The 16,870-nt window shown below is 67.7% G+C and carries 16 protein-coding genes and 1 riboswitch; of the genes, 5 read left to right on the forward strand and 11 right to left on the reverse strand.

Annotation, left to right across the window (positions count from 1 at the left end; genetic code table 11):
* Positions 1-31: 31 nt before the first annotated feature.
* Both mtaB and dapF read right to left on the reverse strand, forming a co-directional pair.
* A complete protein-coding gene (gene mtaB, locus IPV08_RS12090) occupies positions 32-1,279 on the reverse strand; it encodes a tRNA (N(6)-L-threonylcarbamoyladenosine(37)-C(2))-methylthiotransferase MtaB (protein WP_207412074.1) in 1,248 nt (415 codons plus the stop codon).
* On the reverse strand, positions 1,280-2,167 hold the full coding sequence (dapF, locus tag IPV08_RS12095; protein WP_207412075.1) for a diaminopimelate epimerase: 888 nt from the start codon (positions 2,165-2,167) through the stop codon (positions 1,280-1,282). It lies immediately after the preceding gene.
* Between the two features lie 243 nt (positions 2,168-2,410).
* Here dapF and IPV08_RS12100 point away from each other — a divergent pair, with 243 nt between their 5' ends.
* Positions 2,411-3,115: a GyrI-like domain-containing protein gene (locus IPV08_RS12100; protein ID WP_246747922.1), complete on the forward strand. Its 705-nt coding sequence runs from the start codon at positions 2,411-2,413 to the stop codon at positions 3,113-3,115.
* Positions 3,116-3,127: 12 nt separating this feature from the next.
* Here the strand turns inward: IPV08_RS12100 and IPV08_RS12105 are convergent, their stop codons facing one another.
* The 6 genes from IPV08_RS12105 to gcvT form a co-directional block, all read right to left on the reverse strand.
* The gene (locus IPV08_RS12105) at positions 3,128-4,792 is read right to left on the reverse strand and encodes a cyclic peptide export ABC transporter (RefSeq protein WP_246747923.1); all 1,665 of its coding nucleotides are present in this window, start codon (positions 4,790-4,792) and stop codon (positions 3,128-3,130) included.
* A gap of 332 nt (positions 4,793-5,124) precedes the next feature.
* On the reverse strand, positions 5,125-5,637 hold the full coding sequence (locus tag IPV08_RS12110) for a methylated-DNA--[protein]-cysteine S-methyltransferase (protein ID WP_207412076.1): 513 nt from the start codon (positions 5,635-5,637) through the stop codon (positions 5,125-5,127).
* A gap of 100 nt (positions 5,638-5,737) precedes the next feature.
* Positions 5,738-6,625 carry a class A beta-lactamase gene (gene bla, locus IPV08_RS12115; protein WP_207412077.1) on the reverse strand — a complete coding sequence of 296 codons (888 nt, stop codon included), beginning with the start codon at positions 6,623-6,625 and terminating at the stop codon, positions 5,738-5,740.
* 189 nt (positions 6,626-6,814) lie between these two features.
* Positions 6,815-9,661, reverse strand: a complete 2,847-nt coding sequence (gene gcvP, locus IPV08_RS12120; RefSeq protein ID WP_207412078.1) for an aminomethyl-transferring glycine dehydrogenase — start codon at positions 9,659-9,661, stop codon at positions 6,815-6,817.
* Positions 9,662-9,894: 233 nt separating this feature from the next.
* Positions 9,895-10,257 carry a glycine cleavage system protein GcvH gene (gene gcvH, locus IPV08_RS12125; RefSeq protein ID WP_056159241.1) on the reverse strand — a complete coding sequence of 121 codons (363 nt, stop codon included), beginning with the start codon at positions 10,255-10,257 and terminating at the stop codon, positions 9,895-9,897.
* A 51-nt stretch (positions 10,258-10,308) separates the two neighbouring features.
* Complete coding sequence (gene gcvT, locus IPV08_RS12130) at positions 10,309-11,439, reverse strand: glycine cleavage system aminomethyltransferase GcvT (RefSeq protein WP_207412079.1); 1,131 nt, start codon at positions 11,437-11,439, stop codon at positions 10,309-10,311.
* Positions 11,440-11,489: 50 nt separating this feature from the next.
* A riboswitch (glycine riboswitch) is annotated at positions 11,490-11,596 on the reverse strand.
* A 252-nt stretch (positions 11,597-11,848) separates the two neighbouring features.
* Here gcvT and IPV08_RS12135 point away from each other — a divergent pair.
* The gene (locus IPV08_RS12135; RefSeq protein ID WP_207412080.1) at positions 11,849-12,610 is read left to right on the forward strand and encodes a Fe-S cluster assembly protein HesB; all 762 of its coding nucleotides are present in this window, start codon (positions 11,849-11,851) and stop codon (positions 12,608-12,610) included.
* A gap of 15 nt (positions 12,611-12,625) precedes the next feature.
* On the opposite strand, the gene IPV08_RS12140 is transcribed toward IPV08_RS12135, so the two are convergent.
* The gene (locus IPV08_RS12140; protein WP_056427437.1) at positions 12,626-12,910 is read right to left on the reverse strand and encodes a type II toxin-antitoxin system RelE/ParE family toxin; all 285 of its coding nucleotides are present in this window, start codon (positions 12,908-12,910) and stop codon (positions 12,626-12,628) included.
* Positions 12,900-13,145, reverse strand: a complete 246-nt coding sequence (locus IPV08_RS12145) for a type II toxin-antitoxin system Phd/YefM family antitoxin (protein WP_207412140.1) — start codon at positions 13,143-13,145, stop codon at positions 12,900-12,902. Before IPV08_RS12145 ends, IPV08_RS12140 begins: the two co-directional genes overlap by 11 nt.
* A 233-nt stretch (positions 13,146-13,378) precedes the next feature.
* Between IPV08_RS12145 and trpS the strand changes: the two genes are divergently transcribed.
* From trpS to tam, 3 genes are read left to right on the forward strand one after another with little or no spacing between them, the layout of a single operon-like run.
* Positions 13,379-14,449, forward strand: coding sequence for a tryptophan--tRNA ligase (gene trpS, locus IPV08_RS12150; RefSeq protein ID WP_207412081.1), 1,071 nt, complete (start codon positions 13,379-13,381; stop codon positions 14,447-14,449).
* Positions 14,449-15,147 carry a haloacid dehalogenase type II gene (locus IPV08_RS12155; protein ID WP_207412082.1) on the forward strand — a complete coding sequence of 233 codons (699 nt, stop codon included), beginning with the start codon at positions 14,449-14,451 and terminating at the stop codon, positions 15,145-15,147. The genes trpS and IPV08_RS12155 overlap by 1 nt, the downstream gene beginning before the upstream one ends.
* Positions 15,148-15,174: 27 nt before the next feature.
* Positions 15,175-15,957 carry a trans-aconitate 2-methyltransferase gene (gene tam, locus IPV08_RS12160; protein WP_207412141.1) on the forward strand — a complete coding sequence of 261 codons (783 nt, stop codon included), beginning with the start codon at positions 15,175-15,177 and terminating at the stop codon, positions 15,955-15,957.
* A 148-nt stretch (positions 15,958-16,105) separates the two neighbouring features.
* Here tam and IPV08_RS12165 read toward each other — a convergent pair whose 3' ends face one another.
* Positions 16,106-16,759 (reverse strand): pyridoxamine 5'-phosphate oxidase family protein, encoded by a 654-nt coding sequence (locus IPV08_RS12165; RefSeq protein ID WP_018044186.1) that lies wholly within the window; start codon positions 16,757-16,759, stop codon positions 16,106-16,108.
* Positions 16,760-16,870 lie beyond the last annotated feature (111 nt).

The following is a 16,870-nucleotide window of genomic DNA, read 5'->3' on the forward strand; positions in this document are numbered from 1 at the left end:
TGCGGGGAGAGGCGGTCGCCGTCGCGCCGGATTACTCCGCCCCGATCAGCACCCGGCCGTCATGTCCGGCGATCGTCACGTCGCGAAGCTCGCCTGGAGGCGTGTCGGCCGCCAGCCGGACCGGGGTGAATCCTTCCGTGCGTGCCATTCCCCCGCGCTCGGTGAGCACGCGATGGGTCCGGCCGACCTCTCCCGCGAGATGTGCCGTCAGTGCCGCGGCTCCCGCGTCACGGAGACGGGCGGCGCGCTCGCGGATCACGTCTCCGGCGACGGGGGGCATGCGCGCGGCCGGCGTGCCGGGGCGAGGCGAATAGGGGAAGACGTGGAGATGCGTCAGGCCGCATTCGGCAACGAGATCGAGGGAGCGGGTGAACTGCTCTTCCGTCTCGGTGGGAAAGCCGGCGATGAGGTCGGCCCCGAAGACGGCATCCGGGCGAAGACGCCGCACGGATTCGCAGAACCGGATCGCATCGTCGCGGCCGTGCCGGCGCTTCATGCGCTTGAGGATCAGGTCGTCACCAGCCTGTAGCGAGAGGTGGAAATGCGGCATCAGCCGGTTCTCGCTGGCAATCGCCTCCCAGAGAGCCGCGTCGGCCTCGATGGAATCGATGGAGGACAGGCGCAGGCGTGCGAGATCCGGCACGTGGCGGAGGATCGCCTGGACCAGCCGTCCCAGGCTGGATGACGGCGACAAATCCCGGCCGTAGGCGGTGAGGTCGACCCCGGTGAGCACGACTTCGCGCCCGCCATGGTCGACGATGCGACGGACCTGATCGACCGCGTCGTCTAGCGTGACGGAGCGGGAATTCCCCCGGCCAAAGGGGATGATGCAGAAGGTGCAGCGATGGTCGCAGCCGTTCTGCACCGGCACGAAGGCGCGGGTATGGCCGGCGACCGAGGCGATCCGCGTCGGTGCGGCTTCCCGCGCGGCCATGATGTCGTCGATCTCGAGACGCGGTCTGACATGCGTGGCGGGCAGCCAGGTCTCGGCCCTGGTCTTGGCGTCGTTGCCGACGATGCGCGCCACTTCCGGCATCGCCGAATAGGCATCCGTCTCCACCTGCGCGCCGCAGCCGGTGACGACGATCTCGGCCCCCGGCCGCTCGCGGGCGAGCTTCCGGATCGCCTTGCGGGCTTGGCGTCCGGCCTCAGTGGTAACGGCACAGGTATTGACGAGGACGAGGTCCGCGCCCGTCCCGGCCGCCTCGGCATGGCGGCGCATCACCTCGGATTCCACCGTGTTGAGGCGGCAGCCGAAGGTCAGGGTCTCCACCGCCACTCAGTCCACCCGCGCGAAGAGTTCGGGGGACAGGAAACCCTCCCATTCGAGGGCCACCGGGCCGGTCATCAGCACGTGGTCGTCGGCGCGCCACTCGATGACGAGGTCGCCGCCGGGCAGGCTCACCGTGGCGTGGCGCCCGAGCATGCGCAGGCGCGAGGCCGCCACCAGGGTGGCGCAGGCGGCGGTGCCGCAGGCGAGCGTCAACCCGGCGCCGCGCTCCCAGACCCGGAGCTTGATCGTGTCGGGCCCCGTCACCTGCGCCACGGAGATGTTGGCGCGCTCGGGAAAGATCGGGTGGTTCTCGAGCATCGGGCCGATGCGGCCGAGGTCGTAGCCGTCGGGATCGCGCTCGACGAAGAACACCGCGTGGGGGTTGCCCATGTTCACCACGCCCGGCGAATGCAGCACGGGCGCGTCGATCGGGCCGATCTGGAGCTCGATCCGCCGCGTGTCGGGGAACGGCTCGGCCAGCGGAATCTCGTCCCACTTGAGGCGGGGGCGGCCCATATCGACGGTGAAGGAGGTGTGCGCCACGCGCTTCACCTCGACGAGCCCCGCCTTGGTCTCCAGGGTGAGGCGGCCGTTCTCAGCCGGGCGCGCCATGGCCGGGTCGTCCAGCATGGCGTAGGCGACGCAGCGGGTGCCGTTGCCGCATGCGCCGGATTCCGACCCGTCGGTATTGTAGATCCGCATGAAGCCGTCCGTGCCGGGGCTGCGCGGATCGTGGATGACCATGAGCTGGTCGAAGCCCGAGCGCGGGTGGCCGGCGATGGCGCGGGCCTCCTCGGCACGCACGACCAGCTCCGTGCAGCGCAGGTCCAGCACCACGATGGCGTTGCCCGCCCCGTGCATCTTCAGGAACCGACGGTTCTCGAGCCTCGTCATGATCGTCTTCGGTTTCGTTGTCTGAACGGGGCATCCCGCGTGCGAGGCCCCCGCATATAGGACAAAGCGCCGGGCCGCGCACGCGGGGTCCGCTCGGGGGAGCGTTGCACAAGGGACGCGCCCGTCACGTTCCTGCGTTCGGGGCGGGTTGGCGTCTCGCAGGCGGGCGGCTTCCTCCCTATTTTAAGGCTTCGCGATTCAGCCGTACGATTCGTCGCGGCGTGCGATCTCCGGAGCGTTGCCTTGACCCGTCATCGTCTATTGCCGCTCGTCAGCCTCGCCGCCGCTTTGGCCGTCTCCTCAGCGCTCGCGCAGCAGCCGTCCTCGCCCGCGACCTCCTCTCCCCTGCCGACCACGACGGCGCCCGATCCGGTCAATCCCGACGCGCCGGCCCGTCCGGTGCCGACCCAGGCGCTTCCCGCCGCGCCGGCGCTCCCGGCCGGCCCGGCACGCCAGACCCTGGTGGAGACCCCCGGCGACGCCAACGACGTCGACGAGGTCTCGCTGCCGCCCAAACCCGCCGCGATCCTGGCGGGGCGGGCGAGCTGGGAGGAGGCGGTTCCGGCCCTGAAAGCCGCCTTCGTGAAGATCGAGGAGGCGCTCGCCAAGGACGGGATCACCCCCACCGGGCGGCCGATCGCGGTCTTCGCCAAGACCGACGATGACGGATTCCAGTTCGAGGCGATGATCCCGATCGCCTCCATGCCGGACCCGAAGCCCGCCGAGACCGGCGGCCTGCGCTTCGGCACGACCCCCAGCGGCAAGGCCCTGCGCTTCCCGCACAAGGGCTCCTACGACGAGATCGACGGCACCTACGAGACCCTCACCGCCTATCTCGACGCCAAGGACGTGGTGGTCCAGGACCGCTTCATCGAGGAATACGTCACCGACCTGAACGACAAGTCGGACGAGAAACTCGACGTGAACATCTACGCCCTGCCGAAATAGGCGGCGTCTCGCTCACGCGGTCGCTTCCGTTCGGGGAGCTTCCAGGATCGCGCCGTTGTTCAGGTGGATCACCCGGTCGGCCGCATCGAAGTAGCGGTCGTCATGGCTGATGACGATCAGGGTCCGGCCCTCACGCTTCAGGTCCGGCAGGAGCCGCGTGTAGAACAGACGGCGGAAGGTGGGGTCCTGCTCCGCCGCCCACTCGTCGAGGACGAGGACCGGCCGCCCTTCGAGATAGGCCTGAACCAGGGCCAGGCGCTTGCGCTGCCCGGCCGAGAGATCGACGGTGGAGAAGGCCCCGTCCCGGATCGTCACCTTGTGGGCGAGGTCCAGGGTCTCGAGATAGGCATCCGCCGCCGCAGGATCCGCCCCGTCGGGCAGGACGAGATCGTCGAACAGGTAGTAATCGAAGAACACCGCCGAGAAATGCTGGCGGTAGGCGTCCCGCGTCTCGTCCGTCACCGGCGCCCCGTCGAGGAACAGGGTGCCGGTCTGTGGCGGATACAGGCCGAGGATCAGCTTGATCAGGGTGGTCTTGCCCGAGCCGTTCTCGCCGACGATGAACAGGATCTCCCCTCGCCGCACGGTGAGGTCGATGGGGCCGAGGGTGAAGCCCGGCTTGCCCTCGACGGCCGGGAAAGCGTGGCTGACGCCGCGAAGCTCGATTTCCTCAATGGTCCGGGGCGTCCGCGTGTCCTCCGGCGCGAGCAGGTTCGGCTCCGACACGGTGCGTCCGGCCGAGAATTCGGCGATGCGCTGGTAGGCGATCCGCGCCCGGCCGATCTCGGGCAGGATGGCGAGGATGTAGGTGACCGGCAGCTCGATATAGAGCAGCACGAGGACGAAGCCGGAGAGGACGGCGTTGTCGATCCCCAGAGTCGCCTTGTAGGTCACGATGGCCGCGATCGTGGCGAACAGGGCCAGCTTCTTCGTCAGGTAGGAGAATTCGAGGAGCGTATGGGTCCTGAATTCGTTGCGGCGGAGTTCTTCGATGGACGAGGTCAGGGCCCCGTCCCTCAACCGCATCCGGCGCTGCCGGTTGAGCCGCAATTCCCGGCTGCCTTCGGTCAGGCTCTGGAAATGCTTCTGCATCGTGTCGGCGAGGGAGCGGCGCGTGCGGTAGCCGACCATGGCGCGGCGGCGCAGGATGTTCTCGACATAGCTGCCGAGGCCGAAGACCAGCAGGGTGATGGCGAGGAGCGGGGCTGACAAGGTGAGCATGTAGACGAGGCATCCGGCGGTGACGCCACTCTGGATGATGAGCCCCGACAGCATCGCCACCGTCGTCGACAGCGTGCCGGCATCCGTGTTGAGCGAAGCGAGGACCTTGTGGCGGCCGATCTGCTCGATGCGGTCGATGGGCGCCGTGAGGATCATGTCGGCGAGATCGCGGCTGAGGCCGGCGCTGATGCGTCCGCTCGCCAGGGCGCTGCCGAGCCCGGAGAGAAGGGACCCGCCCACGCCGAGAAGGACGAGGCCGAGGAAGACGGGAATGAAATTCTCGGAAAGACCGCCCTCCGCATGGATGGCCGTGTTGACCTTGGCCAGAACCGTCGCCGTGGCGAGGCCGCTCAGCGCCCCGATCGCCGAGGACACGGCCACGAGCGGCCAGATCGGACGCAGCAGGCGCATCGCGTCCTTGCCGAGCCCGCTCAGACGATTGTCCGGTCCCGCCATTCATCCCTCCGGCTCGGCCCCGTCGTTGGGCCGCTGGAGAGGCGGATACGTCAGGAACGGGATGCGCCAAAATTCGAAACACGCAGGGCGTGTCTGCGGACGGGCCTGCTTGTCGTCGCGGTGGGGATGTGGAGAATGATCATAGCGCCGCGTCGCGCCGGGCGCAGAGTCGATCATCCCATCAGATCACCTCATCCTGAGGTGCCGGAGCGTAGCGGAGGCTTTGAGCGAGCCCTCCAGTTGCCTCGTTGGGTTCTGGAGGCCTCCTTCGAGGCCGCTTCGCGGCACCTCAGGATGAGGTCAAGCCTTGGACAGACACCCCGAACAGGCGCTCAGAGCAGGCTGAGCTGCGCCGAGACACGAGAGGTCGCCCCGCGCTCCAGCGCGAGCAGCCATCGTTTCGTATCGAGGCCGCCGGCGAACCCCGTGAGGCTGCCTCCCGTGCCGATGACGCGGTGGCACGGAACCACGATGGGGAGCGGGTTGGCGCCATTGGCGGCACCCACGGCCCGGCTGGCGCTCGGACGGCCGATTCGCCTGGCCAACTCGCCGTAGCTGATCGTTTCGCCCAGCGGGATGTCCATGAGCGCGGTCCAGACCTGCCTCTGGAACGGCGTGCCGCGCGGGTCGAGTTCGAGGTCGAACCGGGTCAGCCGGCCTTCGAAATAGGCGCTCAATTGCCGCCGGGCTTCGGCGAAGGCCGCGTCGTCCCGGAGCCAGTCCGGTTTCGGGGCAACGGCGCCCTTGCCGGTTGGGAAACCGATGCAATGCAGGCGCTCGTCCGTACCGGCCAGAACAAGCGGACCGATCGGGCTGGGCAGGACCGTGTAGCTGGTTTGCGGCATAGCACGTTCGTTCGTTGAAACATGAGGGTTGGTGTCGACCTCGAAGACCGGATCGGTGGTCTGCGGAGCATCACATCGCGACACGCCTCCCGCCGCCAATTCATGAGGTCGCCCAGGTCACCACAGCGGAACCAGCTTCGCGCAGCACTGCCTCGCGCACGTCCATCGCAAGTCCCGGCGCATCGTAATAAGCTGCAATCATGAGTGCGGGACGCCCCGGGGGGCGGACGATAGCGTAGTCGTTGGTGTGTCGGTCGACGCTGGTGCCTGGCCTGTTTCCTACTCGCCATCGGGCCGGCAAGGCCGCACGCAAGCGTTGCGAGCCCGGCTTGCAGTTGACCATCCAGCTTTCGAGCTTTTCTCGGCTCCCGGCTATCAGCACGTCGCCGAGAAGGATCGAGCGGGCTGAAGCAACGATGGCCCGGGGCGTCGTTGTGTCCAGATTTCCCTTGGGGGTATTCGCAGCAAGCTCGAAGCGATCGACGCGTGTGACCTCATCGCCGATGCTGCGAAGAAAGCGGGTGAGGCCGTCAGGCCCCCCGCTGGACTTCATCAGCAGATTCGCGGCGGTATTATCGCTCGTTTCAACCATCGCTTGGCAGAGCGTCTCGACCGGCAGCGCGCCGCGCGAGACGTGCAATTCTGTCACAGGTGAGGGTGACACAAGATCAACGCGCGAAAAAGCGACTTCACGCCCAAAACTTTCCGCTCCCGCATCGACGCGGGCCAAGACGTGCGCGGCCAGCAAACCCTTGAAGGTGCTGCACATCAGGAAACGTTCGTCGGCCCGGTGCTCGAGGGTTCGACCGGAGCCGGTGTCGAGCGCGAGTAGCCCCAGGCGCCCACCGTATCGACTTTCGAGGGCGGCGAAGGGGGCGCTGTCGGCGGAATGTGAAGCACCTATGCCACCGACCACACCGATTGCTGCGCCAATGATCAACTTACGGCGTGTCGGCGAAACATCAGCAGCCGCGTCGGTGTGTTTCAAGGAGACCAATCCTGCCCAAGGGGAAGCCATGGCCAAGCTTGCTCTCGGATTGTGTTTCCGAAGGGGCGGGCGAGGATCCCCCCCCGCGGTTTGCAAGCCGAGCCTTCACAGTGCGATCAGGCGCTTGGCCACATCCACCCCACCGGCCGCTCCCGTCCCGAGCGAGAGGAGAGCGGCCGGCGTGGTACCCTATTCGGCCGCCTCGCTATAGGCGTCCACCGGCGGGCAGGAGCAGACGAGGTTGCGGTCGCCGTAGGCGTTGTCGACGCGGTTGATCGGCGGCCAGTACTTGTCCATGCCGAGACTTCCCGAGGGGAAACACGCCGCCTCGCGGGAATAGGGCCGCTCCCACGGGCCGATCAGGTCCGCCACCGTGTGCGGCGCGTGTTTCAGCGGATTGTCGACCTTGTCCATCCGGCCGTCCTCGATGGCGCGGATCTCCTCGCGGATCGCCAGCATCGCATCGCAGAATCGGTCGATCTCGCCCTTGGTCTCGGATTCCGTGGGTTCGATCATCAGGGTGCCGGCCACCGGCCAGCTCATGGTCGGCGGGTGGAAGCCGCAATCGATCAGCCGCTTGGCGATGTCCTCGACGCCGATCCCGGCCGATTTCTGGAACGGCCGCACGTCTATGATGCATTCATGCGCCACCCTGCCCTGTGCCCCGGCATAGAGCACCGGATAGGCGCCCTTCAGGCGGCTCGCGATGTAATTGGCGTTGAGGATCGCCACGCGGGTGGCCTGGGTGAGGCCGCGCCCGCCCATGAGCAGGCAGTAGCTCCACGAGATCGGCAGGATCGAGGCCGAGCCGTAGGGCGCCGCCGAGACGGCCCCTTCCTCACCGCTGCGCGGGTCGGAGGGCAGGAACGGGATGAGATGCGCCTTGACGCCGATGGGACCCATGCCGGGGCCGCCGCCGCCATGGGGGATGCAGAAGGTCTTGTGCAGGTTGAGGTGGCTGACATCGGCGCCGATATCTCCGGGGCGCGCGAGGCCCACCATGGCGTTGAGGTTGGCCCCGTCGAGATAGACCTGGCCGCCATGGGCATGGACGATGTCGCAGATCTCGCGGACCCGCACCTCGAACACCCCATGCGTCGACGGATAGGTGATCATGCAGGCCGCGAGGTTTTCGCCGTGCAACTCGGCCTTCCGCGAAAAGTCCTCCACGTCGATGTTGCCGTGCTGGTCGGCGCCGACCACGACCACGCTCATGCCGCACATCTGCGCGGAGGCCGGGTTGGTGCCATGCGCCGAGGACGGGATGAGGCAGACCTTGCGGTGCCCCTCCCCGCGCGAGAGGTGGTAGGCCCGGATGGCGAGCAAGCCGGCATATTCCCCCTGCGCGCCGGAATTCGGCTGCATCGAGATCGCGTCGTAGCCGGTGATCGCGCAGAGCTTGTCGGAGAAGTCGCGCAGGAGTTCCTGGTAGCCCTCCGCCTGATCCGCCGGCACGAAGGGGTGGATCTCCGAGAATTCCGGCCAGGAGATCGGCAGCATCTCGGCGGTGGCGTTGAGCTTCATCGTGCACGAGCCGAGCGGGATCATCGCGCGGTCCAGCGCCAGGTCACGGTCGGCGAGGCGACGCATGTAGCGCGTCATCTCGCTCTCGGCCCGGTTCATGTGGAAGATCGGATGGGTCAGATAGGCGGAGGTTCGGAGATTCGCCTCGGGGAGACGCTGCGCCGGCCAGGCCTCGTCATAGGTCAAGCCTTCGCCGCCGAAGGCGCGCCACACCGCCTGGACGATATCGGGCCGGGTACGCTCGTCGACGGTGATGCCGATACGGTCCGAGCCCACTTTACGCAGGTTGATGCCGTTCTTCACCGCGTTCTGCAGGATCAACCCCTGGAAGGCGCCGACCTCGACGGTGATCGTGTCGAAGAAGCCCTTCGGCTCCACGGTGAAGCCGAGACTCTCCAGCCCTTCGGCGAGGCGCACCGCGTCGCGGTGGACCCGGGCGGCGATGGCCTTCAATCCGCGCGGCCCGTGGAACACCGCGTACATGCCGGCGATGACCGCCAGCAGCACCTGCGCGGTGCAGATGTTCGACGTCGCCTTCTCACGGCGGATATGCTGCTCGCGGGTCTGCAGGGCGAGGCGGTAGGCCCGGTTTCCCCGCGCATCGACGGAGACGCCCACGAGCCGGCCCGGCAGGGTGCGCTTGTGTGCCTCGCGGGTGGAGAGATAGGCGGCGTGCGGGCCGCCATAGCCCATGGGCACGCCGTAGCGCTGCATCGAGCCGATGGCGATGTCGGCGCCCATTTCGCCGGGCGGCTTCAGCAGGGTGAGGGCCAGGGGATCCGCGGCCATCACCGCGACCGCGCCGGCCTCGTGCAGGCGGGTGATGACCTCCGAAAAATCGTGGATGGCGCCGCAGACGCCGGGATATTGGAAGACCGCGCCGAAGACCTCCGCCGGGTCGAGATCGGTCGACGGGTCGCCGACGACGACGGTCCAGCCCAGCGGCGCGGCACGGGTCTTCAGGACGGCGATGGTCTGGGGCAGGCATTCGCCGTCGACGAAGAAGGCGGTCTTGCCGTTGCGGGCGATGCGCGAGGCCATGCCCATGGCCTCCGCCGCCGCCGTGGCCTCGTCGAGGAGCGAGGCATTGGCGATGTCGAGGCCGGTGAGGTCGCAGACCAGGGTCTGGAAGTTCAGCAGCGCCTCGAGCCGGCCCTGGCTGATCTCGGGCTGGTAGGGTGAATAGGCGGTGTACCAGGCCGGGTTCTCGAAGATGTTGCGCTGGATCACCGGTGGCATCGTGGTGCCGTGGTAGCCCTGGCCGATGAGCGAGACGAGAAGCCGGTTCTTGTCGGCGATGCCGCGCATATGTTCGAGCACCCTGCGCTCGGTGAGCGACGTGCCGAAATCGATGCGCTCTTCCTGGCGGATGTCGGCCGGCAAGGTCTCGTCCACGAGGCCGTGCAGGCTCTCGGAGCCGATCACGGCCAGCATCGCCGCGATTTCGGCGGTGGTCGGACCGATATGGCGGCGATTGGCGAAATCGTAGGGATCGTAGCGATCGTTTGGCATGATGGGCCTCGGAGGTGCAATTGACGGCTGTGCGCGTCCCTCTCCCCTCTGCGGGAGAGGGTGGCCCGCGAATGCGGGTCGGGAGAGGGGAGCGCGTTGTCCGGAGAGGTCGCCCCCTCTCCCGCCTGCTCCGCAGGCACCCTCCCCCACCCAAATTGGGCTTGGCCCCATTTGGGCACTCAGGAACAGATCTCGGGCAGGCCCGAGGTCTGCGGGGGGAGGGTAAGTCAGCGCTATTTCGCGAACTCGGCGTAGGCGGCCTCGTCCATCAATCCGTCGAGGGAGGCGACGTCGTCGAGGCGGAGGCGATAGAGCCAGCCCGCGCCCTGCGGGTCGGTGCCGATGCTGGCCGGGTCCGACACGGCGGCCTCGTTGATTTCGGTCACCTCGCCCGAGACCGGGGCGAACACGTCGGAGGCGGCCTTCACCGATTCCACCACCGCCGCGGCCTCGCCCTTGACGAGCTTGGCGCCAACCTTGGGGAGTTCGACGAAGACGAGGTCTCCGAGTTGCTCAGCCGCATGGGTGGTGATGCCGATGGTGGCGACATCGCCCTCGATGGCCAGCCACTCGTGCTCGTCCGTGAATTTCAGCATGATGCGCTCCGTGAAACGGGGATTGGGGGGAAGTCGGCCGGGGGCCGGGATTCAGCTGCGCTTGAAGCGCGCCGGCACGAAGGGAAGCGCCACGACCGAGACCGGCAGTCGCCGGCCGCGCACTTCCGCGAAGAGACGGGTGCCGGGCGTCGACAGGGCGGCGGGGACGTAGCCCATGGCGATGGGCGCCTTGAGGCTGGGGCTGAACCCGCCGGAGGTGACCCGGCCGATGGCCTCGCCGGCTTCCTCTGCGACGAGCGCGGCCCCTCCCCGCACCGGGGTCGGGCCCTCCGGCAGCAGGCCGACGCGCCGCGACGCGGGACCGTCACCGATCTCACGGAGGATGCGCTCAGCGCCCGGAAAGCCACCCGCGCGCGCGCCGCCCTCGCGGCGGACCGGCTGGATCGCCCAGGTCAGACCGGCCTCGACTGGGCTCGTGCCGGCATCGATATCGGCTCCGTGCAGGCACAGGCCCGCCTCCAGCCGCAGGGAATCGCGTGCGCCGAGGCCGACGGGCTCCACGTCGCTGTCCTGCAGCAACGCCTCGGCGACGGCATCCGCGGCATCCTCCGGAAGGGAGATCTCGAACCCGTCCTCCCCGGTATAGCCGGAGCGGCTGACGAGGGCGGACGCGCCGAGGAGCTCCACCCACTTCACATCGAGGAAGCGCATGGCGGCGGTCTCCGGGGCGAGCCGCGCCAGGGCGCTCTCGGCCAGCGGCCCCTGGAGGGCGAGGAGCGCCCGGGGCAGCACGGTGATCTCGCACAGGCCGGCCAGATGAGCGCGAAGATGGGCCACGTCCGCCACCTTGTTGGCTGCGTTGACCACCAGGATCAGGCTGTCGTCGAGGCGCGCGACCATGAGGTCGTCGAGGATGCCGCCGGTCTCACCGGTGAGGAAACCGTAGCGCTGCCGGCCGGGCGCCAGCCCCAGCACGTCGATGGGCAGGAGGGTTTCGAGGGCGCAGGCGAGGTCCGCCATGCCGCCCGGACCCGGCTTCAGCCGGATCTGGCCCATATGCGACACGTCGAACAAACCGGCCGCCTTGCGGGTGTGCAGGTGTTCGGCGATCAGGCCGGCCGGATAATGGAGCGGCAGCGCATAACCCGCGAAGGGCACCATGCGGGCGCCGTGGCGCAGATGGAGCGCGTGAAGCGGTGTGCTGGAAGCGTCGAGCGGCATCTGGTCACCCCATGACAGAACGGCTCCGGATGCTCGATCGAGCGATCCGGCTACCCCCATCTGTCACGGTTACCTGAGAGCTTCTCCCGCCCCGGTAAGGGTGGGATTTCTCCTTCGGTGGACGCCCGCGAAGGCGCCTCTCTCCAGATTGTCAAAACGAAGCGGTGATTGTGCCTGAGAGTTTCCGGGGGTGGTTGCTCCGTCGGCGCCATGACCGGTTGGTACCGGCCTGGGCTCTCCCGCTTCGTCATTCACTGACGGACAGAGCCTCGCATGACCTTCGCCGGGGCGCAAGGTTCGGGCTTTCACCTTGGCGCAACTGTCAGTCTATTGCACGATACTGCTGCCCTGCGGCACTTCCTCTCGCGCCGGATCGGAACCGGCGGGACTCGGCGCGGATTCCGTTGTCATGGCCATCGCATCCGGGCACGACCTCGCCGGCCCCCGCCCCCGGCAGACCAGACGCTCCGCTGACCTCGCCGACGCGAGCCTGACGGACAAGGCGCTCGAGATCCATCGCCGGCTCTGCCCCGTCTACAGCTGCCCGATTCCGTATTTCCACAGCCTCGATCCCTTGAGCGAACTCGTCTCCTCGCTCCTGTCGCACCGCACCCGGAATGCCGATTCCGGTCGTGCCTTCAAAGCGTTGCGGGCACGCTACCCGGATTGGTCCGACCTCGTGGACGCGCCCGTGGAGGAGATCGAGGCCACCATCTCCGGCGTGACATGGCCGGAACTGAAGGCTCCCCGCATCCGTGCCATCCTGGCGGCGGTGGCCGAGCGTCACGGCTCCCTCTCGCTCGATTTCCTGAAGGAGATGGAGGTCGATGCGGCGCGCTCGTGGCTCGAGGCGATTCCGGGCGTCGGCCCGAAGACCAGCGCGGCGGTGCTGTCGTTCAGCTTGCTGCGGATGCCGGCCCTGCCGGTGGACAGCCACCACCACCGGGTGGCGCAACGCACCGGCCTCATCGGCGCGAAGGTCGATGTCGGCCCCTCGCATCCGATCCTGCGGGCGCAGCTTCCGGCGGAATGGAGCGCGCAGGATCTCTATGACAACCACGAGATCCTGATGCTCCACGGCCAGGCCGTGTGCCATCACCGCAATCCGGCTTGCGGGAGGTGCGTGTTGCTCGATCTGTGCCCGACCGGGCAGGCGCGGGAGCGGGGCTAGGCGGAAGCAGAGGCGCTACCGCTTGGCGGCTCCGTATACGGCACTTCGCTCCCGCTTGCCGACCGCCACCACCGTCACGGTGACCGTCGTGTCATCGACACGGTAGACCAGACGATAGCCTGCGGACCTCAGCTTGATCTTGTAGCAATCCTTCAGGTCGGCATCGCGAAGCTTGTCCGCTTCGACCCTCGGGTTCAGCAGACGCTCCGCCAGCTTCTTCTTGAACTGCCCCCGGAGCGTCTCACCGAGCTTGTGCCACTCCTTGAGCGCGGAAGGCAGAAACTGGAGTTCAAAGGGCATCCAGGGTGACCCGCACGGGCACTTCCCCGGAGCGGGCTTTCACGATCGACGCCAGCACGTCGTCGTCGATGGCGTCGATCATGGCCTCGAACGTCTCCGGCGGGACCATGTAGCCCATGACGCGGTTGTGGTTCAGGATCGCCACCGGTGCTCCATCGGCGCGGTTCATCACCGATGTCGGACTCTTCTTCAGCTCCGACACACTCACCGCCACATCGGCCATGACACTCTGCAGCTGAGCTTCCATTCGCGACTCCACCGCCTGCCGCCTCCCTGGAACGGCAGAGGCGATCTCGTCTCGGTACCAAATTGCGTACGAAAATTCGATCTTTTTCGGGTTCGATGCGGCGTATGCCGTCAAGCTGTGCACCTTGACCACCCATGGTGAGCCGTTCAGAACGCAAACGTCGGTGCCCTGACCCGAGCGTCGGCTTCTCCCTCGCCATCACGCCATAGGAACCACGCGCGATGACCGCGTTCACAGAGCTCGTGTTCTCGGGCGTTCAGCCCACGGGCAACCTGCATCTCGGCAATTACCTCGGCGCCATCAAGCGCTTCGTGGAGATGCAGGAGCGCGACGCGCAGTGCCTCTACTGCGTCGTCGACATGCACGCGATCACCCTGTGGCAGGACCCGGCCGCCCTGAAGGGCCAGATCCGCGAAGTCACGGCCGCCTTCCTTGCCGCCGGCATCGACCCGAAGCGCAGCATCGTCTTCAACCAGAGCCAGGTGCCGGCCCATGCCGAGCTCGCCTGGATCTTCAACTGCGTCGCCCGCCTCGGCTGGCTGAACCGCATGACCCAGTTCAAGGACAAGGCCGGCAAGGATCGGGAGAACGCCTCGATCGGGCTCTACGCCTATCCGGTGCTGATGGCGGCCGATATTTTGGCCTACCGCGCCACCCACGTGCCGGTGGGCGAGGACCAGAAGCAGCATCTCGAACTGACCCGCGATATCGCCCAGAAGTTCAATAACGATTTTTCGGAGTCGATCTCCGCCCATGGGCACGATGCGGGCGCGGGCTTCTTCCCGATCACCGAGCCGCTGATCGGCGGCCCGGCCGCCCGCGTCATGTCCCTGCGGGACGGCACCAAGAAGATGTCGAAATCGGACCCCTCCGACAATTCGCGCATCAACCTCACCGACGAGGCGGATACCATCGCCAACAAGGTGCGCAAGGCCAAGACCGATCCTGAGCCCCTCCCCTCCGAGACGGCCGGTCTGGCCGCACGGCCCGAAGCCGACAACCTCGTGGGCATCTTCGCGGCGCTGAAGGGCGTCACCCGCGACGAGGTGCTGGCCGATTACGGCGGTGCCCAGTTCTCCGCCTTCAAGGGGGCGCTGGTGGAGCTCGCGGTGGAGACCCTCGCGCCGATCGCCTCCGAGATGAAGCGTCTCGTGGCCGATACCGACTATATCGACTCCGTCCTCGCCGATGGCTCCGAGCGCGCCGAGGCCATCGCGGCCCCGACGCTGGATGCGGTGAAGGACATCGTCGGTTTCGTCCGGCGTGGGCCGCGGTTGCGGACCGTCCGGTAATGATCCGGGCGCTCGTCTTCGACGTCTTCGGGACGCTCGTCGACTGGCGCTTGGGAGTGGCCCGCGAGGCCGCACGCCTCCTCGGCGCGGAGGCGCCCACCCTCGATGCCGACGCTTTCGCGGATGCGTGGCGCCGGCACTACGGGCCTTCGATGGAGACCGTGCGTTCGGGGGCCCGGCCCTTCGTGGACCTCGATACCCTCCATGCGGAGTCCCTGCCCCTCGTTCTGGCGGAGTTCGGCATCGTCGGCGTGTCGGATGCCACACGGCGGGAACTCGTCCAGGCCTGGCACCGGCTCGACGCCTGGCCCGACGTACCGCACGCTCTGCGGCGCCTTCGGACGCGCCACCTCCTGGCGCCAAACTCGAACGGTCATATCCGGCTGATGGCCGACCTCGCCCGCAGCAATGGGCTGATCTTCGACGCGATCCTGGGTGCCGGCCATTCCCGCGATTACAAGCCGAAACCGGCCCTCTATCACGATGCGGTGGCGGCCTTCGGCTTCGCTCCGGCGGAGACCTTGATGGTCGCCGCCCATTCGGGCGACCTCGCGGCAGCGGCGAGCCACGGCCTGTCCACCGCCCATATCGCCCGCCCGCGCGAGCACGGGCCGGGCGGTGGCGAAACGGCGCCCAATGTTCCGGTCACTTATGCAGCCCGTGACCTCACGGATCTGGCCGACCAGCTCGGCTGCTGACGACGACGGAGCGGAAGGGTGAGCACGATGGCCGATTGGAACCCAGCCCTCTATACCCGCTTCGAGGACGAGCGTACCCGTCCGGCGGCCGAGCTCCTGGCCCGTGTGCCTCTCGAAGCCCCGCGCCTCGTCTACGATCTCGGATGCGGCCCCGGCAATTCCACCGCGCTCATCACTGCACGCTTTCCCGAGGCGGAGGTGATCGGCCTCGACACCTCGCCGGCGATGCTGGAGCGTGCGAGGAGCCGCCTGCCCGGCCTCGCCTTCGCGAGGGCCGATGCGGCGACCTGGATCCCCGAGCAGGCGCCGGACCTGATCTATGCCAACGCCGTGCTGCAATGGCTGCCCGACCACCCGGTGCTCCTGCCCCGGCTCCTCGGCCTCCTGGCACCCGGCGGCGTGCTCGCCCTGCAGATGCCCGACAATCTCGCCGAGCCCTCGCACCGGTTGATGCGCGAGGTGGCGGGTGCCGGTCCCTGGGCCGGGGCCATCGGCGATCCGGCCGTGGCCGGGCGGCTCGGGCGGATGCTGGAGCCGGCCGGCTATTACGACCTCCTGGCGCCCCTCGCGGCCGAGGTCGATGTCTGGCGCACCGCCTATCATCACCCGATGACGGATGCCGCCGCCATCGTCGAATGGGTCAGGGCGACCGGGCTCCGGCCCTTCCTCGACCCGCTGGACCCCGAGGATACGGCCGGGTTCCTCGCCGCCTACGCGACGGCGATCGATGCGGCTTATCCGCCGCGCAGCAACGGGGGACGCCTGCTCGCGTTCCCGCGGGTCTTCATCGTCGCCCGCCGGGCGGACTAAGCAGGCTCGCAAAAGTGCTCGCCGGTTTTGCGTCCCAGAACCTGCGATACTTCAAGGGCCTAAGCGAGGTGATGCGTTGGCTCACCGACGCGAACCTGCTGAGCGCACCGACCCGGATGCGATGGCCGGGACGGTGCGCGGCCGGGTTTCAGCTCTCGCCGCGCGCCACGCGTGCCTCGTATTCCGGCAGGGCGAGCTGGCCTTCCTTCTCGACCCGCGCCTTGTCCTCGTCCGAGATCACGTCACCGACCATGTCGAGGCGCTTCCACAGGGCGAGCGGCGTCTCCTTGTCGGGGCGCGGCACGTATTTGTTCTGCGAGACCTTCTGGTACTTGTGGATGTAGCGCGGGCAATTGACCCAGGCCTTCGTCACCTCGATCTTCACGAGGTACTTGGCCTCGGTGTATTCGGCCATCAGCGGATCGTCGCGCAGCATCCGGGCGTGTCCCTGGACGCGGACACGGTGCGGGGTCTCGAAATCGATGAACAGCAGCCCGACCTTGGACTGACCCTCGATGTTGCCCATCGAGTACCACATGCCGTTCCCGTCGAGGCCGGGGAAGACCAGCGTGTTGGCGTCGAGCACCTTCACGAAGCCGGTGCTGCCGCCCTTGTAGGAGACGGTGGGCATGCCGTCGGGATCGACCGTGGACAGGAAGAACATGTCGCGGCTGCCGATGAAGGCGGCCTCGTCGGGGCCGATCTCGTCATGCACCCAGCCGGTGTCGAGACGCTCGGCGAGCTTGACGGTGTTGTACTCTTCCTGAAGCGCGCGATGCTCGTCGTAATAGAGCGAAGCCATGGGTGTCCTCCAACCTTCGGCCGCTCTCAGATGGGCAGCCGTTACGGAGCATGATCGCCGGATTTGCTTAAGAGTACAACGGGGGGCGTCCGTCTCTCCCCCCTTCGCTTC

Source organism: Methylobacterium sp. SD274 (assembly GCF_017355285.1).
Lineage (GTDB): Bacteria > Pseudomonadota > Alphaproteobacteria > Rhizobiales > Beijerinckiaceae > Methylobacterium.